At 75.5% G+C, this 22197-nt stretch carries 19 protein-coding genes; 6 read left to right on the plus strand and 13 right to left on the minus strand.

Annotation, left to right across the window (positions count from 1 at the left end; all coding sequences use genetic code 11):
* The first annotated feature begins 32 nt into the window (after nt 1-32).
* Nucleotides 33-1730 carry a class I adenylate-forming enzyme family protein gene (locus DMP17_RS31925; protein WP_337831482.1) on the plus strand — a complete coding sequence of 566 codons (1698 nt, stop codon included), beginning with the start codon at nt 33-35 and terminating at the stop codon, nt 1728-1730.
* Here the strand turns inward: DMP17_RS31925 and DMP17_RS31930 are convergent.
* From DMP17_RS31930 to DMP17_RS31945, 4 genes are all read right to left on the minus strand, one after another.
* The gene (locus DMP17_RS31930) at nt 1714-2496 is read right to left on the minus strand and encodes an LLM class flavin-dependent oxidoreductase (RefSeq protein WP_337831483.1); all 783 of its coding nucleotides are present in this window, start codon (nt 2494-2496) and stop codon (nt 1714-1716) included. The two genes, DMP17_RS31925 and DMP17_RS31930, sit on opposite strands and share 17 nt — an antisense overlap.
* 40 nt (nt 2497-2536) lie before the next feature.
* Nucleotides 2537-3004 carry a nitroreductase/quinone reductase family protein gene (locus DMP17_RS31935; protein WP_226357055.1) on the minus strand — a complete coding sequence of 156 codons (468 nt, stop codon included), beginning with the start codon at nt 3002-3004 and terminating at the stop codon, nt 2537-2539.
* A gap of 75 nt (nt 3005-3079) precedes the next feature.
* Nucleotides 3080-4057, minus strand: a complete 978-nt coding sequence (locus DMP17_RS31940) for a hypothetical protein (RefSeq protein ID WP_226357056.1) — start codon at nt 4055-4057, stop codon at nt 3080-3082.
* Between the two features lie 11 nt (nt 4058-4068).
* The gene (locus DMP17_RS31945; protein ID WP_226357057.1) at nt 4069-4602 is read right to left on the minus strand and encodes a YbhB/YbcL family Raf kinase inhibitor-like protein; all 534 of its coding nucleotides are present in this window, start codon (nt 4600-4602) and stop codon (nt 4069-4071) included.
* Between the two features lie 105 nt (nt 4603-4707).
* Here DMP17_RS31945 and DMP17_RS31950 point away from each other — a divergent pair, with 105 nt between their 5' ends.
* From DMP17_RS31950 to DMP17_RS31965, 4 genes are all read left to right on the plus strand, one after another.
* Nucleotides 4708-6297: a Na+/H+ antiporter gene (locus DMP17_RS31950; RefSeq protein ID WP_337832762.1), complete on the plus strand. Its 1590-nt coding sequence runs from the start codon at nt 4708-4710 to the stop codon at nt 6295-6297.
* Nucleotides 6298-6408: 111 nt separating this feature from the next.
* On the plus strand, nt 6409-7443 hold the full coding sequence (locus DMP17_RS31955) for a FecCD family ABC transporter permease (protein WP_337831484.1): 1035 nt from the start codon (nt 6409-6411) through the stop codon (nt 7441-7443).
* Nucleotides 7440-8207: an ABC transporter ATP-binding protein gene (locus DMP17_RS31960; RefSeq protein WP_226365198.1), complete on the plus strand. Its 768-nt coding sequence runs from the start codon at nt 7440-7442 to the stop codon at nt 8205-8207. The genes DMP17_RS31955 and DMP17_RS31960 overlap by 4 nt, the downstream gene beginning before the upstream one ends.
* The gene (locus tag DMP17_RS31965; protein ID WP_337831485.1) at nt 8204-9256 is read left to right on the plus strand and encodes an ABC transporter substrate-binding protein; all 1053 of its coding nucleotides are present in this window, start codon (nt 8204-8206) and stop codon (nt 9254-9256) included. The genes DMP17_RS31960 and DMP17_RS31965 overlap by 4 nt, the downstream gene beginning before the upstream one ends.
* A gap of 52 nt (nt 9257-9308) precedes the next feature.
* Here DMP17_RS31965 and DMP17_RS31970 read toward each other — a convergent pair whose 3' ends face one another.
* The 3 genes from DMP17_RS31970 to DMP17_RS31980 form a co-directional block, all read right to left on the minus strand.
* Nucleotides 9309-10070 (minus strand): SDR family NAD(P)-dependent oxidoreductase, encoded by a 762-nt coding sequence (locus DMP17_RS31970; protein ID WP_226357061.1) that lies wholly within the window; start codon nt 10068-10070, stop codon nt 9309-9311.
* A 19-nt stretch (nt 10071-10089) separates the two neighbouring features.
* Complete coding sequence (locus DMP17_RS31975) at nt 10090-10899, minus strand: ABC transporter substrate-binding protein (RefSeq protein WP_374203880.1); 810 nt, start codon at nt 10897-10899, stop codon at nt 10090-10092.
* 283 nt (nt 10900-11182) lie between these two features.
* Nucleotides 11183-11941: a class I SAM-dependent DNA methyltransferase gene (locus DMP17_RS31980; protein ID WP_226357063.1), complete on the minus strand. Its 759-nt coding sequence runs from the start codon at nt 11939-11941 to the stop codon at nt 11183-11185.
* Nucleotides 11942-12107: 166 nt separating this feature from the next.
* Between DMP17_RS31980 and fabG the strand changes: the two genes are divergently transcribed.
* Nucleotides 12108-12866, plus strand: coding sequence for a 3-oxoacyl-ACP reductase FabG (gene fabG / locus DMP17_RS31985; RefSeq protein WP_226357064.1), 759 nt, complete (start codon nt 12108-12110; stop codon nt 12864-12866).
* Between the two features lie 67 nt (nt 12867-12933).
* Here fabG and DMP17_RS31990 read toward each other — a convergent pair whose 3' ends face one another.
* The 6 genes from DMP17_RS31990 to DMP17_RS32015 all read right to left on the minus strand — a co-directional run bounded on the left by DMP17_RS31990 (nt 12934) and on the right by DMP17_RS32015 (nt 22196).
* The gene (locus DMP17_RS31990) at nt 12934-14382 is read right to left on the minus strand and encodes a GH39 family glycosyl hydrolase (RefSeq protein WP_337831487.1); all 1449 of its coding nucleotides are present in this window, start codon (nt 14380-14382) and stop codon (nt 12934-12936) included.
* Between the two features lie 188 nt (nt 14383-14570).
* Entirely contained in the window at nt 14571-16274 is a 1704-nt protein-coding gene (gene cydC, locus DMP17_RS31995) for a thiol reductant ABC exporter subunit CydC (protein ID WP_337831488.1), read from the minus strand.
* Nucleotides 16271-18052, minus strand: coding sequence for a thiol reductant ABC exporter subunit CydD (cydD, locus tag DMP17_RS32000; RefSeq protein ID WP_337831489.1), 1782 nt, complete (start codon nt 18050-18052; stop codon nt 16271-16273). The genes cydC and cydD overlap by 4 nt, the downstream gene beginning before the upstream one ends.
* The gene (gene cydB / locus DMP17_RS32005) at nt 18049-19113 is read right to left on the minus strand and encodes a cytochrome d ubiquinol oxidase subunit II (RefSeq protein WP_337831490.1); all 1065 of its coding nucleotides are present in this window, start codon (nt 19111-19113) and stop codon (nt 18049-18051) included. Before cydB ends, cydD begins: the two co-directional genes overlap by 4 nt.
* Nucleotides 19114-19129: 16 nt before the next feature.
* Nucleotides 19130-20635 (minus strand): cytochrome ubiquinol oxidase subunit I, encoded by a 1506-nt coding sequence (locus tag DMP17_RS32010; RefSeq protein WP_337831491.1) that lies wholly within the window; start codon nt 20633-20635, stop codon nt 19130-19132.
* Between the two features lie 109 nt (nt 20636-20744).
* Nucleotides 20745-22196, minus strand: coding sequence for a M1 family aminopeptidase (locus DMP17_RS32015; protein ID WP_337831492.1), 1452 nt, complete (start codon nt 22194-22196; stop codon nt 20745-20747).
* Between the last annotated feature and the right edge of the window lies 1 nt (nt 22197).

Consider the following 22197-nt stretch of genomic DNA (forward strand, 5'->3'; position numbering starts at 1 on the left):
GGTAGGACGGACGGGCACGAGGAGGTGCGCCGATGCGAGACATCCCGGGAGACGACACCGCCGCGAGCACCGGGCTCGGCCCGGTGATCGCCGCACTGACCGCGCCCGGCGGGGAGTTCGAGCTGGTCGACCACGACGTGCGCGGCGTCGCGATGCGGGTCTACCGGCGTGGCCCGCACACCCTGGCCGAGCTGTGGGCGGCGACGGCGGCGTGGCCGGAGCGCACGTTCACCGTCCACCACGGCGGGCGTCGCACCTACGGCGAGCACCGGAGCCTGGTCGCCGACCTGGCCGGCGTGCTCACCGGACGGTTCGGGCTGCGCCCCGGCGACCGGGTCGCGATCGCGATGCGGAACCTGCCGGAGTGGCCGGCGGTCTTCTTCGCCGCACAGGTCGCGGGCCTGGTCGTCGTGCCGCTGAACGCCTGGTGGAGCGCATCCGAGCTGGCGTGGGCGGTGGCCGACTCCGGTGCCGGGGTGGTCGTGGCCGACCCGGAACGGTGCGCCGCCCTGTGCGGTGGGAGCGGCACCGGGGTGCCGGTCGTACGGGTCCGCGGGGGCGGCGCGCCCGCGCCCGGTCCGGTGACCGAGTGGGACGACCTCGGGCTGCGCACCGACGGCCCCGGTGACCCGGTCGGGGGCGCCGCGCCCGGCCCCGACGACGACGCGACGATCCTCTACACCTCCGGCACCACCGGCCGTCCGAAGGGCGCGGTCGGCACCCACCGCAACCACGTGACGAACCTGCTCAACGTCGCGCTGCAGGCCCGCGCCACCGCGCTGCACTCCGGGGTGGGACCGCCGCCGGGGCAGCAGGGGACGCTGCTGATGTACCCGATGTTCCACATCGCCGGGATCAACGGCCTCGTCGGCGCCGTGCTCGGCGGGGCGAAGCTCGCGACCCTGCACCGCTGGGACCCGGCCGCGGCGCGGGCCGTCGTCCGGTCCGAGCGGCTGACCCGCTCCAACGGTGTCCCGTCGACGACGGCGGAGCTGCTCGACGGCGCCGACCCCGCCGACCTCGCGTCGCTGCGGACGGTCGGGATGGGCGGGGCGCCCGTGCCGCCCGAGCTCGTCGCGCGGATCGGGCGCGACCTCGGCGCGGGGGCGGCGAACGGCTACGGCCTGACCGAGACGACCTCGGCGATCTGCGCGAACACCGGGTCCGAGTACCGGGCCCGTCCCGACTCGGTCGGCCGGCCCGCGCCGGGGGCCCGGCTGCGGGTCGCCGGCCCGGACGGGGAGGCACTGCGCGACGGCGAGGTCGGCGAGCTGTGGTTCCGCGGCCCGAACGTGGTCCGCGGCTACTGGAACCGGCCCGACGCCGACGCCGAGGCGTTCGTCGACGGCTGGTTCCGCACCGGCGACCTGGGGCACGTGACCGACGGCTGGGTGTACGTCGTGGACCGGCTGAAGGACGTCGTGCTGCGCGGTGGGGAGAACGTGTACTCCGCGCAGGTGGAGGCGGCGATCCACGAGGTCGACGGGGTGCTGGAGGTGGCGGTGCTCGGTGTGCCGCACCCGCGCCTGGGCGAGGAGGTCGCCGCACTGGTCCGGGCCCGCCCCGGAGCGGCCCGCGACGACGACGCCGTCCGCGCCGCCGTCGCCGCGCGGGTGGGGGAGTTCGCCGTGCCCGCGCACGTGCGGTGGACCGACGAGCCGCTGCCCAGGACGGCGACGGGGAAGGTCCGCAAGCGGGAGCTGCGCTCGGGGTTCACCGCTCCGGCGTGAGCGTCCTGCGGGCCGCGGACACGACGTCCAGCCAGGGACGCGGGTCCGGGGCGCCGGCCGGCGGGACCAGGACGACGGTGTCCAGCCCGGCCGCGGCGTGGGTCCGGACGACCGCCTCCACCTCGGCCCGGTGCTCCGGCAGCGCGACGTAGCCGATGCGCCGGAACCCGTCCGCGGCGCCGCCCGGGCCGCACGCGTCGAGCGAGGACCGGACGTCGGCGGGGGACAGGCCCGAGTCGAGCAGGACCCCGTCGGCGAGGTCCCCGGCCAGCCGCAGGGTGCGCGGCCCGCGCCCGCCGACCAGCACCGGTGGGACGGTCGTCGGCGGGTGGTCGAGCCGGACCCGGTCCAGGGAGACGTAGCGCCCGGAGCGGGTGACCTCGTGGCCGGCGAGCAGGTCCCGCACCGCGGTCGTGTGCTCGGCGAGCAGGGTCAGCGGCGAGGAGACCCGGTTGCCGACCTGGCCCATCCAGTCGAGCACGCCGTGCCCGAGGACCGGCAGGTACCGGCCGGGGAACAGCCGGGCGAGCGAGGCGGTCTCCATGGCGACGACCGCCGGGTTCCGCAGCGGCACCGGGAACAGCCCGACGCCGACGGTCAGGGCGTCGGTGCGGGCCAGCGCGACGGCCGCGGTGGCGGTCCCGCCGTGCAGGAAGCAGTCCTCCCACAGCCAGAGCCGGTCCAGCCCCGCGGCCTCGACGTCACGGGCCACACCCGGCAGCTCCTCGGGGGGCAGCTCGGGCCGGAAGACGATGCCGATGTCCATACCGGTCACCGTGCCACGCGCGGCCGCCGGCGTCGTACGGCTACCGGGCCGGGTCGATGCGGAACACCGGGCAGATGCCGGTCAGGGCGCCCAGCGCCGCGGGCGTCGGCTCGGCGACGACCCCGTTCTCCACCATGATCCCGACGCCCTCCGGGGTGACCTGTGGCCACGCCTCCAGCACCGGGCGCGCCTGCTCCGGCGGCACCTCCACCAGCACCACGGGCTCCGGGTCGGTGTCGGGACCCGTGCTCAGCGTGGCCAGCCCGCCCGCGGCCCGGACGTTGACGATCCAGTCCGCGCCCGGGAACCCGCCGACGACGAACCGCTGCCCGCCGGTCGCGTACACCGTCAGAGGGGTGTGCCGGGGCGTGCCGCTGCGCCGGCCGGGGACGGTCAGGACGGGCAGCTCGAACGGCAGCTCGCCACGGTCGCGCCGGGCGAGCAGGTCGTCGTTCAGGTGCTTGATCTGCTGCGGGGCACGGATGTGACGGCGGGGATCGTCGGACACGGGGACTCCTCGTTCTCGGATCCGGGCCAGGATGCCACGGGCCGGCGGGCGGGTGCGGGGCGTCGGAAAGGGGACTCAGTCCGGCCGCAGCCCGTCCAGCGCCTCCTCGGCCCGGGCCAGGTCCGCCTCGGCCCGCTCGGCCCGGCCCGCGGCGTCCCGGGCGGCGCGGCCGGCCTCGTCGCGGGCACGGTCGGCGTCCTCGGCGGCGGAGCGGGCGCGGTCCAGCTCGGCGGTCAGCTCGTCCACCCGGCGGTGCGCGTCGTCGCGACGCCCGTCGGCCCGGTCGGCGCGGTCGCGGGCGTCGTCGCGTTCCCGGCCGGCGTCGTGGGCGGCCAGCCGAGCGGTCTCGACGGCCTTCTCCGCCTCGGCGAGCGCCCACGCGTGCTGCTCGGTCTCGTGTCGCTCCCGCTCCTCGGCGGCGCGGCGCTCGGCCTCCCGCCGCCGGGCGTCGCGCCGGCGCCCGGCCAGCTCCCCGTCGCCGTCCCGTTCCTCGCCGCCCCCGTCCGGCTGCGGGGACCCGGCGCCACGCGGAGCGTCCGCGTCCGCCGTGGACCCCGCTGCCCCGGAATCCGCCTCCCCGAGCGGCCCGAAGCCGCTGTGCCGCTCGTAGCGCTCCAGCCGCCCCGACCGCACCCGGTCGGCCAGGTCCGGGTCGGCCAGCGCCGACTCCAGCACCCACCGCACGTCGCGCTCCACACCGGAGCCCACCCGGGCCCCCGCGGCGCGACCGAGGGCCGCGGCCCGTCGGGCCAGCGCCCCGACCAGCCGGTTGCGCTGCGCGGACACCTCCCGCAGGGCCGCGCCGTCGAGGGAGCGCTGGGCGTGGGCCAGTACCGGGGCCAGGGCCAGGAGCCCCTCGACCTCGTCGCGGGCGTCGTCGACCAGCAGGTTCGCCAGCCACGCGGCCCGGGTCGGCCGCCGGGCGGCGGCGATCTCCCGGGCCGCGTTCTTGTCCGCATCGGCGCGGGCACGGGCGGCGGCGTCGTCGCGTGCGGCGACGAAGTCCTCCGGCGGGACCCGGTACAGCCGGTCCAGCTCCGCATCCGTGTCCACGCCGGCGGGCCTCAGCTCAGGTTCGCGTGCGTCCCGACCAGGACGGCGCGGCCGACGGTGTGGCTGAACAGGTTGAAGGCCAGGAACGTGGGCGTCGCGGTGGCGGGCACGTCCAGCGTGGGCACGTCGACGGCGTGCACCACGAAGTAGTACCGGTGCGGGCCGTGCCCGGGCGGCGGCGCGGCGCCCAGGTAGCGGGTCAGGCTCGCGTCGTTGGGCAGCTGGACCGCGCCCTCGGGGAGGCCGGACCCGCTGTCGTCACCGGCGCCGGACGGCAGCGACGTCACCGAGGCCGGCACGTCGAACACCGCCCAGTGCCAGAACCCGGCGACGGTCGGTGCGTCCGGGTCGTAGCAGGTGACGGCGTAGGACTGCGTCCCCTCCGGCGCACCGGACCAGGACAGCTGCGGCGAGACGTCCTCGCCGCCCGCGCCGAAGATGCCGGACAGCTGGGGGGTGGCGAGCGCGGCGCCGTCGTTCACGTCGGTGCTGGTCAGGGTGAACGACGGGACCGGGGGCAGCTCGTCGTAGGGGTTGCGGGGCACGGGGCGGACCTCCTCGGATCGGTGGCGGTGGGTCTCGCCGTGATCCTGGCACGGCGCGTCGGCTGCCGTGGGACGGCGAGGAGGGCAGGGTGTCGGTCCGTGGAGATGCTGCTCGTGCTCGTCGGGCTGATGGTGGCCGCGGTCGTCCTGGTCGGGGTGGGGGACCGGCTGCGGCTGCCCTGGCCCGCGCTGATGGTGGTCCTCGGCGTGGTCGTCGCGCTGCTGCCCGGGCTGCCCGACGCGTTCGTCATCGACCCCGAGCTGATCCTGCCGCTGTTCCTGCCGCCGCTGCTGTTCGCCACGGCGCAGCGCACGTCGTGGGCGCTGTTCCGGGCGCGCAGGCGGACGATCGCGCTGCTCGCCGTCGGCCTGGTGCTGGTCACCGCCACCGCGGTCGCCGGGACGGTCTGGCTGCTCGTGCCGGGGCTCGCGCTCACCGCCGCCGTCGCGCTCGGGGCGATGGTCGCCCCACCGGACCCGGTCGCCGTCGAGGCCGTCGCCGGGCAGGTCCCGATCCCGCGCCGCGTGGTGGCGGTGCTGCAGAGCGAGGGCCTGTTCAACGACGCCACCGCGCTGGTCGTGTTCCAGGCCGCGGTGCTGGCGACCGTCTCCGGCGACGAGCTGAGCCCCCTCGGGCTGGGCCTGCGGTTCGTGCTCGGCGCCGCCGGCGCGGTCCTGATCGGACTGGGGGTGGCCTGGCTGGCGCGCCGGGTGCTCGGCAGGCTCACCGACGCCACCGGGCGCAGCGCGCTCACCCTGGTCCTGCCGTTCGCCACCTACCTGGCCGCCGACGAGCTCGGCGCCTCCGGGGTGATCGCCGTCGTCGTGCTCGCGCTGCAGCTGCGCGCCGGGGCCGACGCCGACGAGGCCGCCGAGCGGCTCACCCAGTCCTCGCTGTGGAACGTCGTCGAGCTGCTGGTCACCGGGCTCGCGTTCGGCCTGATCGGGCTCGACCTGCGCCAGGTCGTGCTCGCCGCGGGCGACGAGCTGCCGACGATGCTCGCGCACGCGGCGGTCGTGTGCGTGGTCGTCGTCGCGGTGCGGGTGCTGTGGATGGTCGTCGCCTGGCGGCTGCTGTCCCGCAGCGCCGACGACGCCGCCGCGGCCGGCGCCGCGCCGCTCACCGGACGCGAGGCGGTGCTGCTGTCCTGGTGCGGCATGCGCGGCCTCGCCACGCTCGCCCTCGCGCTGTCGCTGCCGCTGCAGACCGCGTCCGGGGCGCCGTTCCCCGCCCGCGACCAGCTCGTCCTCATCGCGGTGTCGGTGCTGTTCGTGACGCTGCTCGTGCCCGGCTTCACCCTCGGCATGCTGGTCCGCGCCCTCGACATCGACGACGAGGCCGACGCCGAGGAGCGCGCCGAACGCGAGATCGTGCTGCGGGCGCGCCGCGCCGCCGTCGCCACCCTGGAGTTCGAACGCACGGTGCGGGGCCTGCCCGAGGAGGTCGGCACCGCGATGCGCGAGCGGGTCGAGCGGCTGGAGCGGGTGCTGTCGGGGGAGACGCCCTCGGAGGAGGAACGGTCCCGGATCGCGGCGGTGAAGAAGTCCCGGCGCGCGTTCGCCGAGGCCCAGGCCTCGGCGCTGGCCGCGGCCCGGACCGAGGTGCTCGCCGCCCGGCGCGAGCCCGGCGTCGACCCGCACGCCGTCGACCGGGTGCTGCGCCGCCTCGACCTGCGCACGGTGCTGCTCGACTGAGGACCGGAGCCGTCGGTCCGGTCGGGGCGCGGCCCGCCGCGTTACGGGTACGGCTGCGACCCGGTCGGTGATCTTCCCCGCAGCCGTGGCCGTGCCTCCACATGATGAACTGTGCAGGTGTGGGAACGACGGGCGGTGCGGTCCGCGACGGTGACCGCGGCACTCGCCGTGCTGCTGGCGGTCGCGCTGGTGGGCTCGCTCGCGTTCGGCGCCGAGGTCCTCCCCGTCGCGAAGGTCGTCGACGCGGTGCTGCACGACCGTCCCGGCCCGGTCTCGACGATCGTCTGGGACCTGCGGATGCCGCGCTCGCTGCTCGCCGCGATCGTCGGCGCGGGCCTCGCGCTCGCCGGCGCCGGGGTGCAGACCCTCGTGCGCAACCCACTCGCCGACCCCTACCTGCTCGGGGTGTCCTCCGGCGCGAGCGTCGGCGCCACGGCCGTCATCACCACCGGGGTGCTGGGTGCGCTCGGCACCTGGGCGCTGTTCACGGGCGCGCTCCTCGGGGCCCTCGCGGCCGGGGCGCTGGTCGGGGCGATCGCCGTCGCCCAGGGCGGGATCACCCCGATCCGGCTGATCCTCACCGGCACCGTGCTCGGCTCGGCGTTCTCGGCGACGGCGAGCTACCTGGTGTTCCGCTCCGGCGACCCGGCCGCCGCCCAGTCCGTGCTGTTCTGGCTGCTGGGGAGCCTGTCCGGGGCGCAGTGGGACCGGGTCGCGGTGCCCGCGGTGACCGTGGGGCTCCTGCTGGTGCTGCTCGTGGCGTTCAGCGGCTGGCTCGACGCGCTCACCGCGGGCCCCGACACCGCGGCCGCACTCGGCGTGCCGGTGACCGCCGCCCGGACCGCGCTGTTCACCGTGTGCGCGGTCGCGGTCGGCGTGCTCGTCGCGGTGTCCGGGGCGATCGGCTTCGTCGGCCTGGTCGTGCCGCACCTGGCGCGGCTGCTCGTCGGGTCCCGGCACCGGGTGCTGCTGCCGGTGACCGCGCTGGGCGGCGCGCTGTTCCTGCTCGTCGTCGACGTCGCCGCCCGGATCGCGGTGCGGCCCACCGAGATGCCGCTGAGCGTGGTCACCGGGCTGATCGGCGCCCCGGTGTTCCTGATCCTGATGGGACGCCGCCGCTACCGGACCGCCGGGAGCATGGCGTGAGCCTGCGTGTCGAGGGGCTCACCTGCGTGCTCGGCGGCCGCACCGTCCTGACCGGGGTCGACCTCGCCGTCGAGCCGGGGGAGGTGCTCGGCGTCGTCGGGCCCAACGGCAGCGGCAAGTCCACCCTGCTGCGCGCCCTCGCCGGGATCCGCAGGCCCGCCGCGGGGCGCGTGCTGCTCGACGGCACCCCGCTGACCGCGCTGCGGGCCCGGCAGCGGGCCCGGCGGATCGCGTTCGTCGGCCAGGAGGAGGACCTGCCACCCGACCTGTGCGCCGGGGAGGTCGTCGCGCTCGGCCTGGTCCCGCACCGGCCGCCGTGGGCGGGCGGCGACGCGGTCGAGCGGGCCGCGGTCACCGCGGCGCTGGCCGCGGTCGAGCTCGACGGTCTCGCCGACCGCCCGGTCGACCGGCTCTCCGGCGGTGAACGGCGCCGGGTGCTGCTCGCCCGCGGCCTCGCCCAGGACGCCGGTGTCCTGCTGCTCGACGAGCCCACCAACCACCTCGACGTCCGGCACGCACTGGGCCTGCTGGAGCTGGTCCGGTCACTGCGCCGGACCGTCGTGGTGAGCCTGCACGACCTCGACCTGGCCGACCGCTGGTGCGACCGCCTCGTCGTCCTGCACGACGGCCGGGCCCTCCCGGCCGTGTCCGACCTCGACCCCGACACCGTCTCACGGGTCTTCGGGGTCGCCGCCGCCCGTGTCACGCATCCGGTGACCGGGCGGTCCCGCCTCGTGTTCGACTCGCTCAGGGAGAGCTCGTGACCCGTCCGCTACGCCTGTCCGCCGTCCTCGCCGCGGGGGTGGTCGCCCTCGCCGCCTGCTCGGCGCCCGCCCCGGCACCCGCCGCCGCCGGTGACCCCGCCGGCACGGTCACCGTGCAGAACTGCGGTGCTCCCGCGCAGTTCCCGGCGCCCGCGCAGCGCATGTTCGTCAACGACGGCAACATGATCTCGATGGTCCTGGCGCTCGGCGCCCAGGACCGGGTCACCGCGGTGTCGAGCATGCAGCGCGACGCCGACACGCTGCGCCGCCACTACGGCGCCGCCGTCGACGGCCTGGCGCAGGCGGCGCCGGAGTACCCGACCCTGGAGACCGTCCTGGCTCGCGACCCCGACGTGATGGTCGCCGGCTGGAACTACGGCTACAGCGAGGAGAAGAACCTCACCCCGGCCCGGCTGCGCGAGCAGGGCATCGCCCCGTACGTGCTGACCGAGTCCTGCCGCCAGGCCGACGGGCAGAGCGCCCGCGGCATCGTCGACCCCTGGACGGCGCTGCGCGACGACCTGCACAACCTCGGCACCATCACCGGGCACACCGCCGACGCCGACCGCGTCGTCGCCGACATCGACACCCGGCTCGACGCGCTGGGGAAGGCACCGAAGGCCGCGACCCCGCCGACGGTGTTCCTGTTCGACAGCGGCACCGACACGCCCTTCTCCAGCGGACGGTTCGGCGCCCCGCAGGCGATCATGGAGGCGGCCGGGGCGCGCAACGCGCTCTCCGACGTCGACGACACCTGGACCAAGGTCTCGTGGGAGCGGGTCGCGACGGCACAGCCCGCCGCGTTCCTGTTCGTCGACTACCCGCCGCAGACCTTCGCCGAGAAGGTCGCGGTCCTCAAGAGCCGTCCCGACACGCGCGACCTGCCCGCGGTGAAGGAGAACCGGTTCCTGAACCTGCCCTACGCCCTGTGGACCTCGGGCCCGCTCAACGTCGACGCGGCCGAGCAGGTCCGGGCGGCACTGGAGCGCTGGAACCTCGTGCCCGCCTCCGGCCTGACCCCGAAGTCCGACGACGTGCCCCGCAGCTGAGCGCGGAGGTCCCGGGGGCGCCGTACGGCGCCCCCGGGACCGGGCCGGCCGGTCAGGTGATCGTGATGCCGCCGTCGACGGCCCAGGTCTGGCCGGTGACGTAGCCACCGGCGTCGGAGGCGAGGAACAGCACGGCCGCCGTCAGCTCCTCCGGGTCGCCCTTGCGGCCCATCGGGATCCGCTCGGTCATCCGCTCCAGGTAGCCGTCCTGGTACTGGTCGGTCATCTCCGAGGCGAAGAACCCGGGCGCGACCGCGTTGACCCGGATGCCCCGGCGGCCGGTCCACTGCTGGGCCAGGTCCCGGGTGAGGCCGACGATGGCGGCCTTCGACGCCGAGTACGCCGCCTGCGGCAGCGACGCGGTGGTCAGGCCCAGCACCGAGGAGATGTTGACGATGCTGGACCCGGCGCCCATGTGCGCCGCGCAGGCCTGCGCCATCCAGTAGGAGCCGTTGAGGTTGACGTCGACGACCCCGGTGAACTGCTCCGGGCTCTCCTTCAGGGCGGGCACCGCGGTGCCGATCCCGGCGTTGTTGACCAGCACGTCGAGCCGGCCGAACTCGTCGACGGCGGCCTGTGCCAGCGCCCGGCAGTCCTCGGGCTTCGCCACGTCGGTGGCGACGGCGACCGCGCGCCGCCCCGCCGCCTCCACCAGTGCCACCGTCTCGGCCAGCCTGTCGACCCGTCGTGCACCCAGCACGAGGTCCGCGCCGGCCTCGGCGAGGCCCTTCGCGAAGGCCACACCGAGCCCGGACGACGCACCGGTGACGACGGCGACCCGGCCGTCCAGTCGGAACCGCTCCATCACAGTCACGCCGCGACCCTAACCCGGATCAGCCGCCGAGCTTCCCGGCGAGCTGCGGGACGAGCCGCTCCAGGGCGTAGGGGGCGGACAGCACGCTGTTGTAGGTCATACCCGCCCGCACGTCGGCGTCCGGGATGATCATGTCGCCGCGGGCGACGACCGGGACCTGCGCCAGGACCGGGTCGGTGTCGACCTGCCTCCGGGCCGGTCCCTCGTCGGCCAAGACGACCAGCGCGTCGCCGTCGAGCAGCCCCGCCTGCTCGGAGGAGAGCTCGACGTAGAAGCTCGTGCCGTCGTCGAGCGCCGCGATCCGCTCGGGGAGGGCGAACCCGAGCCCGGACATGAACTGGCCGCGCGCGTCGGCCGGGGTGAAGGCGCCGTACTTGCCGTCGTAGGGCAGCACTGCCGGGGCGACCGCGCCGCGGAACTCCGGATGTGCGGCGACGGCCTCGGCGAACGCGGCGTCCGCGGTCCGGACGAGCTCCTCGCCACGCGCCGGCTCACCGAGCGCCGCGGCGACGGTGCGGGTCTGGTCGCTGCGGGGCACGCCGTAGGCGATGGTGCCGGCCGGGCGGGCGACGACCGGGGCGATCGCGGAGAGCCGATCGTAGGTGGCCTGGTCGATACCCGAGGTGACGGCGATGATCACGTCCGGCGCGAGCGCGGCGAGCCGCTCCAGGCTCGGGGTGGCGTCGGGCTCGGCCAGCACCTGGGGCGGGGTGCCGCGCACCAGGTCACGGCCCCACGGTCCGACCCCGTCGGTGTCCCGGAACGCGGGGTAGGACGTCGTGGCCACCGGCGTCACGCCGAGCGCGAGAACCGGGTCGATGTCGGTCACGCCGAGGGTGACGATCCGCTCCGGACGGGCCGGGATCTCGGTGGTGCCGTAGAGGTGGTCGATGCGGACCGGGAACGCGCCGTCGGACCCGGACGGCGCGGCGGCCGGGCCGGGGTCGGAGGCGCAGGCGGTGAGCAGGCCCGCGAGGGCCAGCAGGACGATCAGTCGACGGAGCACGCCGGGACGATAACCGAGCCTTGCCTTACCTGGAATGTCCGGATCGTCTCAGAACGCGCGTTCGCACCGGCGGCCGGCTGTCGCGCACCGGTGCGAACGCGCCGGGTCAGCCGCGCGGGCGGCGCTTGCGGGCCACGACGGCCCGGTAGAGCAGCGGGTCGCGGCTGGTCGCGAGCCGGTGCCGGTAGACGGTCGCGCCGAGCTCCTCGAGCTCGCCGGACGCCAGCAGCGAGGAGATGAGGCCGGCGAACCCGGAGGTGTCGCCGTCGGTCAGGAAGTCGTCCCGCAGGGTGATCGCGACGAAGCCGTCGACCGCGACCATGTCGAACGCGGCACGGAACGCCGCGGGCGGGATGTCGCCGAAACCCAGCGCGGCGACGCAGGTCAGGGCGTCGAAACCGCCCGCGGAGATGTTCTCGGTGGTCTCGTCGTCGAGGTCGGTGAGGTCCACGACGTGGTAGTCGTCGTAGACCCCCGGGCGGTCCCGTTCGGCGGCGTCGCGGGCCTCGGGGAGGATGTCGATCCCCACCACCTTGCCGACGCCGCGGGCACGCAGCTCCTCGGCGACGATGCCGTTGCCGGCGCCGACGTCGAGGACCCGCAGCCCGGACGGGTCGACGCCGACGGCGTCGAGCTGCTCGGCCAGCGCGCCGGCCACCACGGCCGGGGACTGGCACTGCAGGATGTCGTAGAACAGCTTCTCGTAGAGGCCCGGGATCTTGAAGAGCTCGTCGTAGTCGTGGAAGCGGTACTCGGTCCACCCGTGTCCGAGGTCCAGGACGCAGTACTCCGCGTCCTGCTCGAACGAGGTCGTGGGTTCCGGCAGAGCAAGCCGGTAGGTCGGTTCGGAACGCTCGACGGCCATGAAAATCCTTCCTGGTCGGGAACGGACACCTCGACGCTAGTGCACCCGACGCCTCCGATCGGGGGTGAGCGACGTCGCACGGGCCGCGATGTGACTCGGCGGTAGGTGGTGACACGATCGGCTGCGGGAGACACCCGGAGATCACCGTCGATCAGCGAGGAGAGACATGACCCAGCAGCAGAGGACCGCCGTCGTGACCGGTGGGGCGCGCGGCATCGGGGCCGCCACCGCGATCCGGCTCGCCGCCGACGGACATAAGGTCGCGGTGCTGGACCTGGAGGAGTCGGCCGCGAAGGCCACCGTCGAGGCCATCGAGTCCGCCGGCGGGACCGCGGCCGCGTTCGGTGCGAACGTCGCCGACGAGCAGGCCGTCGCCGCGGCCGTCGACGCGGTCACCGAGCGCCTCGGCGCACCGACCGTGCTGATCAACAACGCCGGCATCACCAAGGACAACCTGCTGTTCAAGATGACCGTCGACGACTGGGACGCCGTCATGGGCGTGCACCTGCGCGGTGCGTTCCTGATGACCCGCGCGGTGCAGAAGCACATGGTCGACGCCGCCTGGGGCCGGGTCGTGAACCTCTCCTCGACCTCGGCGCTGGGCAACCGCGGCCAGGCGAACTACTCCGCGGCGAAGGCCGGCATGCAGGGCTTCACCAAGACCCTCGCGATCGAGCTCGGCAAGTTCGGCGTCACCGCGAACTGCATCGCCCCCGGATTCATCGCCTCGGAGATGACCAAGGCGACCGCCGAGCGCATCGGCGTGGACTGGGAGGAGTTCAAGGCCGCCCGGGCCAAGGAGATCCCGGTGCAGCGCCCCGGCTCGCCCGAGGACATCGCCCAGACCGTGTCGTTCTTCGTCGACGAGCGCTCGTCGTTCGTCAGCGGCCAGGTCATCTACGTGGCCGGCGGCCCGAAGGCCTGACCCACCCACGACGAACGGGCCGGCTCCGCTGCTGCGGTGCCGGCCCGTCCGTCGTCGCGGGAGGGTGTCAGGAACTGCTGTTCATCGGCACGATCGCCCAGCCGGGGATGTCGTCCTGGCCGGAGACCGGCACCGCGTTCGCGGAGAAGTTGACGAGCAGCACCGACCCGTCCGCCGCGCGGAAACCACCCAGCGACGAGCCGTCGGTCGCCCGGCCCAGCTCGACGGTGCCCTCACGGAGCCGGGGCACCAGCCAGCGCCACGCCTCGGTCAGCGGGGTCGGCTGGCCGCCGTTCTCGTCGGTCGCGGGGGTCCACAGCGAGGAGTACTCGAGCGAGTTGCTGCCCTCGGGTCCCCACAGCAGCGAGCCCTGGGTGCCCGAGCGGGCCATCGCCTGCAGGGCGGCGATCGTCGAGACCGCGCTGGCGGGGGAGGCGAAACCGGCCTGGGCGTCGGCGGGGACGTTGGCGTAGAACTCGGCCCACCAGATCGGCAGCCTGGTCCGCTCCTGGATCCAGCGGTCGATCACCGAGAACTTCTCGGCGCCGACGTCGACCGGGGAGATCGCGTCCTGCTGGCCGCGGTTGGTGGTGGAGCCGTCGACGACGATGAAGTCCGCCCCGACGTTGTTCTTCAGCCAGTAGTCCAGGACGTCCAGCGGCCGCTGGTCGAGCGCGCCCCAGGGGCCGCGGATGTCCGAGGCGTCGCCCGAGTCGACCGGGACGCTGCTCATCACCACGTACGGGCCGCCGACCTGCACGTCGGGCCGGACCGACTTCACCGCGCGGTACACGTCGTTGTACATCGTGGTGTAGCCCTCGTAGTCCCAGCGGTTCTCGGCCTGGTTGTAGAAGCCCTTGAGCTCGTTCCACACCAGGACGCGGTCGACCTGCGGGTAGCGCTGCACGGCCTCCTTGGCCAGGTTGGCGAAGTCGGCGAAGTGCTCGGGCAGCGGCGCCTTCTCGAGCCGGTCCCAGCGGGTGTCGCCGCTGTCGCGCGGCGCGCCCTTCATCCAGTCCGGGGAGCAGCACAGGGTCAGCATCGCCTTGCCGCCGGTCTCCTCGGTGAGCTGCATCCGGCGGTCCAGCGAGCCCCACTCGAACTCGCCGGGCCGGGGCTCGGGGTTCAGCGTGCCGAAGCCCATGAGGTGGTGGTTCTGGTACTCCTGCCCGAGGCTCGACAGGATGTCGACGCCGCGCTGGCGGGCCTGCGCGGGCTCGGTGTCGTCGAGGCTGTCCTGGGTGTGGGTCACCCCGATCTCCATCGGGCCCGGCTGCTTGTCCCAGCGCCAGCCGTTCAGGTCGACGGCCTTCGCGGAGGCCTCCAGCGCCGACGACGGCACGGTGTCACCGGTGCCGCCACCGCCGGTCCCCGAGGTGCAGGCGGCGAGGGCCAGGACCCCCGCGAGCAGCAGGGCCAGGGCCGGGGTCCGGCGCAGGCCGGGCCGGAACCGGGGGGCCCGCGACGGGGACCTCGGTCCTGACGTCGTCGGGGAGGGACGGCGTGACGCTCGCACGGGGTGGTGACCTCACGTTCTGACCGGACGCGGCGCCGGGCGGATGCCGTGGCGCGCGCGGGCTCGTACTGACTCCTGCACTCCTGCGCGGGACGGTGTCCCGGCGAGGTGCTCCCAGCGTGTCAGGGGCCTCCTGTGACCCGACTGAGAGAACCTCGCGAACGCCCGGAGCCGGCCGGGGCCCGCTCTCAGACGTTCGGAGCAGAGTAGGGCCGCGGTTCGCGAGGACCGCACGCAGCCCCGCTGCGCAGGTGAACCCTCTTGTCGCGCAGCGTGTACACCCGGTCGGCCCGCGGCAGCACCGCCGGGTCGTGGGTGATGACCAGCACGGCCCGGCCCGCCGCGGCGGCGAGCAGGTCGTCGAGGACGGCGTCACGGGTGTCCGGGTCGAGGTGCGCGGTGGGCTCGTCGAGCACCAGCACCGCGGGGTCGACGAGCAGCGCGCGGGCCAGCGCGAGCCGTCGGCGCATCCCGCCCGAGAGCCGGGCGCCGTGCGCGCCGACCTCGTCGTCGAGGGCCAGGCCGGCGAGCCCGACCCGGCGCAGGACGTCGCCGAGGTCGGTGTCGTCGGCGTCGGGGGCGGCCAGGCGCAGGTTCTCCCGGACCGTGGAGTCGAACACGTGCGGGTCGGCCGGCACCCCGGAGACCACCGCACGGACCTCGTCGGGCGGGCGCAGGGCCAGGTCGTGCCCGTCGAGCCGGACCGTCCCCGCGCGCGGGTCGAGGAACCGGAACAGCACCGCGGCCAGCGTCGACTTGCCCGACCCGCTGGCACCGACCAGCGCCACGACCTCCCCGCGGCCGACGTCGAGGTCCACCCCGTGCAGGACGGTGCGGCCGCGCCCGTCCGGTCCCGGCCCGGGCCAGGCGGCGGTGAGCCCGCGGACCCGCAGGTCACCGCGGCGCGGCAGCGGCTCCGGCCCCGGAGCGCGGTGTACGACGGCGGGTGCGGCGTCGAGCACCGGCACCAGCCGGGCCAGCCCGGCGCGGACCGCGGCGAGCCGGGCCGCGGCGGCCGGCACCGGCGCGACGATCTCGAACGCGGCCAGCGCGGTCAGCACCAGCACGGCCAGCGGGACCGCACCCAGCGCACCGGCGTCGACGGCGGCGACGCCCAGCAGCAGCGTCCCGGCCAGGGTGAGCCCGGCGACCAGGGCACCGGACCCGGCGCCGAGGCCGAGCAGCGCGGCGTCGCGGCGGGCGGTGCGGGTCAGCTCGGCGTCGGCGCGGGCGACCGCGTCGACCGCGTGACCGGTCGCGCCGTGGGCCAGCAGCTCCGGGCCGCCGTCGAGCAGGTCGACCAGGGCGGTCGCGAGCCTGTCCCGTGCGACGCCGGCGCGCTCGGCGGGCCGCCGCGACAGCGCCGCGGCCAGCGCGGGCACCGCGACCCCGGCGAGCAGCAGCCCGGCGGCGAGCAGCGCCCCGCCGGGGACGTACAGCGCGGTGGCGAGCAGCACCGCCCCGGACCCGGCGACCGCGGCCGCGACGACCGGCAGCACCCCGCGCACCACCAGGTCCTGCACCGAGTCGGTGTCGCCGACCAGCCGGGCGACCAGCTCGCCGGACCGGAACCGGCGCACCGGCTCGGTGGCGGCGAGCCGGGCGTAGACGCGGCCGCGCATGTCCGACAGCGCGCGCAGCGCGGCGTCGTGCCCGACCAGCCGCTCGGCGTAGCGGGCCACCCCGCGTCCGACGCCGAGGGCACGGGTCAGCACGACGGCGACCGACAGCGCCGTCACCGACGGGTGCTGGGCGGCGGTGGCGAGCAGCCAGGCGGCCAGCGACAGCAGCCCGGCGCCACAGGCAGTGGCGAGCGCGCCGAGCAGCGCGCCGCCGACGACGCCGCGCAGCCGGGGCGCCAGCACGCTGCGGGCGAGCGACCAGGGGCTCATCGCGGACTCCCGGCGGGTGCGGTCGCGACCGGGGTGATCGTGACGGTGCGGTCGGTGTGCTCGGCCCAGCCCGCGTCGTGCGCGACGACGACCGCGGTGCGCCCGCGCAGCAGCTCGGCGGCCGCGGTGCGGACCGCGTCGGCGGAGTCGGGGTCGAGGTGCGCGGTCGGCTCGTCGAGCAGGACCAGCGGGGCGTCGCGCAGGAACGCCCTGGCCAGCGCGACCCGCTGGCGCTCGCCCGACGACAGCTGCGCGCCGCCCTCGCCGAGCACGGTGTCCCAGCCGTGCGGCAGCCGGGCGACGACGGCGTCGAGCCCGGCGCGGCGTGCGGCCGCGCGCACGGCGTCGTCGGTGACGCCCGCGTGGTCGCGTCCGGCGCCGAGCCGGACGTTGGCGGCGACGGTGTCGGCGAACAGGTGCGGCTGCTGCGGCACCCAGGCCACCCCGCGGCGCCAGGCGTCGAGGTCCAGGTCCGCGAGGTCGGCGCCCGTGCGGTCGCGCCCGTGCACGGTGACGGTGCCGCCGGTCGGGGCGACCATGCCGAGCAGCACGCCGAGCAGGGTGGACTTGCCGGCCCCGGACGGGCCCCGTAGCAGCACCGTCTCCCCGGGGGCGAGGCCCAGCGACAGCCCGGCGACGGCGTCGGCGTCCGCGCCGGGGTAGCGCACCCGCAGCCCGTCGACGGTCAGGCCGCGCCCGGCCGGGTCGGCCGTCGGCACCGGCGCGGTCCCGCCGGTCGCCCCGCCGGCCGGGCGGTCCAGCTCGGCGAACACCTGCCGGGCCGCGGCGACGCCCTCCATGCTGGCGTGGAACCGGGCACCGACCTCGCGCAGCGGCAGGTAGGCCTCCGGGGCCAGGACCAGCACGAACAGCGCGGTGGCGTAGTCGAGGTTCCCGTAGAGCAGCCGCAGCCCGACCTCGACCGCGACCAGGGCGACGGCGAGCGTCGCGAGGACCTCCAGCACGAACGCGGACAGGAACGCGACCCGCAGGGTGCCGGTCATGGCGTGTCGGTGCTCGTCGGTGGTCTCCCGGACCTTGCCCGCGACGACCTGCGCGCGGCGGAACAGCGCGAGCGTCGGCAGCCCCTGTACGACGTCGAGGAAGTGCCCGCCTAGACGCGACAGCAGCCGCCACTGGCGGTCGGTGCGGGCCCGGGTGTGCATCCCGACCAGGGCCATGAACAGCGGGATCAGCGGCAGCGTGACCGCGATGACGACCGCGGAGATCCAGTCGGCGCTGCCGACGACGACCAGCACCGCGACCGGGACCAGCACCGCGAGCACCAGCTGGGGCAGGTAGCGGGCGAAGTAGTCGTCGAGGGCGTCGAGGCCGCGGGTGGCCAGGGTGACGATCTCGCCGGAGGACCGCTGCGGGTCCGGTGCGGCGAGCACGAGCCGGCGCACGAGCTGCATCCGCAGCTGGGACTTGGCGCGGGCGGCGCTGCGCAGCGCCGCGGACTCCGCGCCGTAGGACAGCAGCGCCCGCGCCACCGCGACGACGGCGACGCCCCCCACCAGCCAGGCCAGGGTGTCGAGCCCGGCGCCCGGCCCGGTGCGCGCGCCGTCGAGGGTGAACGAGGGCGTCGCCCCGGCCACCACCCGCGACACCAGCCAGGCCTGGGCCAGGATCAGCCCGGTCGCGGCGACCCCGCAGACCGCGGCGACGGCCAGGTGCACCCGGACCGCGCTCGCCGTGCGCAGCAGCCGGGGGTCGACCGGCGGGCCGCCCGCGGGCGGCGCCCCGGCGGTGGTGGACGGGGTGGACACGGTCGTCATCGTGGGGCCGGTACCGCGGTGTCACCAGGGCCGGAGGTCCCGGCCGGGGCGACCCGCGCCCCGCCGAGACGGCGGCGGAACACCCAGTAGCTCCAGGACTGGTAGCCGAGCACCAGCGGCAGGAACACGGCCGCGATCCAGGACATGACGCCGAGCGTGTACGGCGCGGACGCCGCGTTCGCGACGGTCAGGGTGTGCGCGGGGTCGGTCGTCGAGGGCAGCAGCGTCGGGTACAGCTGCCCGAACAGCACGACCGACAGCCCACCGATCGCGAGCGCGGTGGCGGTGAACGCCCACCCCTCGCGGCCGGCCAGCAGCGCCACCCCGGCGGCGGCGATGCCCGCGCCGGAGACCCAGGCGACCGTGGTGGTCCAGGACGGCTCGCGCAGCGCGAGCGTCGCGGCCAGGAACGCGACGGTCACCAGCAGCACCGGGACCACCGCGCGCAGCGCGAACCGCCGCGCCCGGTACCGCACCGGCCCGTCGGTCTTCAATGCCAGGAACACCGCGCCGTGCAGCAGGAACAGCGCCGTGGTGACGACGCCGCCGAGCAGGGCGTAGCCGTTCAGCAGGTCCCCGAGCGACGCGGTGACCACGGTGTTCTGCCCGCTGCCCGGGGCGCTGAGGACGGTGGGCAGGCCACGGACCAGGTTCGCGAGGACCATGCCCCACACGAACGCAGGCACCAGCGACCCGAGACCGATCATCAGGTCCCAGCGGGCCTTCCACGGCGCGTCGGAGCGCTTGTGCCGGTACTCCAGCCCGACCCCGCGCACGATCAGGCCCAGCAGGACCAGCAGCACCGGCAGGTAGAGGCCCGACAGCATGGCGGCGTACCAGGCGGGGAACGCGGCGAACATCGCGCCGACGGCGGCGATCAGCCACACCTCGTTGCCGTCCCACACCGGGCCGATCGCGCCGAGGGCGGCCTCGCGGTCCTCCTCGTCGTCGCGGCCCAGGACGCGGACCAGCATCCCGACGCCGAAGTCGAACCCCTCGAGCACCAGGTAGCCGGTCCACAGCACGGCCACGGCCAGGAACCAGATCGTGGGCAGGTCCATCGTCGTCCCTCCGGGGTCAGTAGCTGAAGGCCGCGGGGCGGCGCTCGTCGGAGCCGGCATCGGCACCGGCGTCGGCACCCTCGGCGGGGTCGTCGGGGTAGGGGAGGGCGGCGCCGGGGCCCGCCTGCACGTAGCGGAACAGCAGCCGCACCTCGACGACGGCGAGCACCCCGTAGAGCGCGGTGAACGCGGCCAGGGAGAACGCCACCTGGCTCAGGCTCACGCCGGGGGACACGCTCTGCGCGGTGAGCAGCTCGCCGTGCACCGTCCAGGGCTGGCGGCCCATCTCGGTCAGCACCCAGCCGGCGATGTTCCCCGCCAGCGCGGCGGGCAGCGCGGCGACCACACCCCGGTAGGCCCACCGCTGGAGCCGCCCGGCCGGAGCCGGTGCGCCGTCGCGGGTGAACCCGGGCAGCCGGCCGCCGCGGGTCAGCCAGAGCCCGGCCGTCGCGACCGCGACCCCGGCCAGGCCGAGGCCCATCATCAGCCGGAACGCCCAGTAGAGGACGGCGATGTTGGGCCGGTAGTCCCCGGGCCCGTAGAGCGCCTCGTACTGCGCCTGCACGTTCTCGATGCCCTGCACCGGGCCCCACGGGCTGCCGGTGGCCAGGAAGCTCAGGACGCCGGGGATCTGCACGTTGATGTGGTTGCGGCTGCCCTGGACGTCGCCGACGGCGAACAGCGAGAACCCGGCCGAGTCCTCGGTCTGCCACAGCGCCTCGGCCGAGGCGAGCTTCATCGGCTCGTAGGTGGCGGCGAGCTTGGCCTGGTGGTCACCGGAGGCGATGACCAGCACCCCGGCGACGAGAGTGACGAGGAACCCGGTGCGCAGGGTCTTCCGGAACAGCGCGTGCTCGCTCGGGTGCGGCGCCGCGTCGCCGGGACGGCCCCAGCGTTCGCGCATCAGCTTCCAGGAGCTCACCGCGGCGACGAACAGCCCCGCGATCAGGAACGCCGCGGCGACGACGTGCAGGTAGGTCGACCAGGCCTGCGGGTTGGTCAGCACGGCGCCGATGTCGGTGAGCCGGGCCCGGCCGGTGGCGCGGTCGACCTCGTAGCCGACCGGGTTCCGCATCCACGCGTTCGCCGCGAGGATGAAGTACGCCGACAGGTTGGACCCGATCGCGGCGGCCCAGATGCAGGCCAGGTGCACGCCCTTCCGCAGCCGGTCCCATCCGAAGATCCACAGCCCGATGAAGGTGGACTCCAGGAAGAACGCGATCAGCGCCTCCATCGCCAGCGGTGCGCCGAACACGTCGCCGACGAAGGTGGAGTAGGCGCTCCAGTTCATCCCGAACTGGAACTCCTGCACGATCCCGGTGACCACGCCCATCGCGAAGTTGATCAGGAACAGCTTCCCGAAGAACTTGGTGGCGCGCAGGTACTCCTCCCGGCCCGTGCGGAACCAGGCGGTCTGCAGCGACGCGACGATCACCGACAGGCCGATGGTCAGCGGCACGAACAGGAAGTGGTAGATCGTGGTGATCCCGAACTGCCAGCGGGCCAGGTCGAGCGCGTCCATCCGGACCTCCCGAGCGAAGTTCTACGTCCAGTAGTAGTTCTACCGGAAGTAGAAGATCGGTGGGGAACCGGGCCCGGTGGCCCTGGACACGCGGGTCGTGGCGGGGTGCTCAGCCGCCGGTGCGGGGGTCGAAGGCGCCGTGGCGACGCAGCACGTCGAGCACCTGCGGCAGGTCGGCGAAGGCCCGTTCGACGTCGGCCGGGGCGGCGACGCGGTGTGCGTTCGCCTCGACGTAGGCGCGGACCGCGGCGTCGAACCGCTGCGCGCCGACGGCGTCGCGGCCCGCGAACAGGGCGGCGGCACCCTGGTCGTAGACGCCGTCGACGAGGTCGGTGAACCCGCCGCGGGAGTCCCAGAACGACATGGGGGCGCCGATCGGGCCCGCGACGTCGCCGGGCCCGAAGCTGCCGATCCGGTACAGGTCGCGCTGGCCGGCGACCAGGGCCTGGGCCCAGGTCGTGAACGCCTCGTCCAGCCACGGGTCGCGCGCCTGGTCGTTGCCGACCAGCGCGTAGAACCAGGAGTGGGCGATCTCGTGCGCGGCCAGCGACGGGCGGGTGGCGTCGTCGACGTCGCCGAACTGCAGGTGGGTCGGGAACTCGACGCCGTCGCTCTGGGTGGGCACGACCGTCAGCCACAGGTCCGGGTACGGGTAGGGCCCCAGCAGCCGTTCCAGGGCGGGCAGGAAGCGGGCGACCTCGCCCTGCCAGTCCTGCGCGGAGCCGCGGAGGTCCCCGCCGCGCCGGGCGCCGGCGCGGCCCGCGGTGGGCAGCGCGACGTGCACCCGGGTGGCGCCGACCGTGGATTCGGTGACCTCGTAGGCGCCGACGGCGACCGCGACGTCGCGGACCGCGTCGGCGGCGAAGGTGCGGGTGAGCCGCCCGCCGCCGGCGTCGCGGGTGCCGGTGGCCTCCCCGACCCCGACGACCTGCTGGTCCGCCGCCGCGGTGACGGCGAGCGAGGCGAGCCGGTAGTCCTCGGCGACGACGGTCTCGCCGGACATCCGCACCGCGGGGGTGCGGACCCAGCCGCGGCCGCGGACCCAGTCCAGCACCGGCAGCGGGCTGCCGAGCCAGGCGGTGCCCGCCGACGGGGAGTGCCCGATGCGTTCGGTGGAGTCCTCGCCGAGGGTGAGGGTGAACCCGAGCTGCGCGGTGACGGTGGTGCCCGCGTCGACGCAGGACGGCAGCGGCAGCTCGACGAGCGTGCCGGGCGCGCCGTCCGGGGCGCCCGCCTGCTCGGTGCGCGGGGTGACCGGGGTGCCGTCGACGCTCGCGTCGGTGACCCGGGACGAGCCGCCGTCGGAGACGACGGTCGGCCGGTTGGTCCAGAGCCGGAAGACCAGCTCGCAGATCCGGGCGTCGGGGGTGAAGCGGACGGTCTGGCGGCCGGTGGCCGAGGACAGGTCCGGCGCGAGGTCCAGCGACGCGTCGACGACCGGGCGCTGCGGCCACGGTGCGGCGCGCTCGACCTGCGGCACGCCGGCCGCGCAGCCCCCCAGCACGGCCAGGACGACGGCGACGCCGACGAGGGCCCGGCGCCGCCGGGTCAGGTCGATCATG

The organism is Pseudonocardia sp. TMWB2A, from assembly GCF_017312135.1.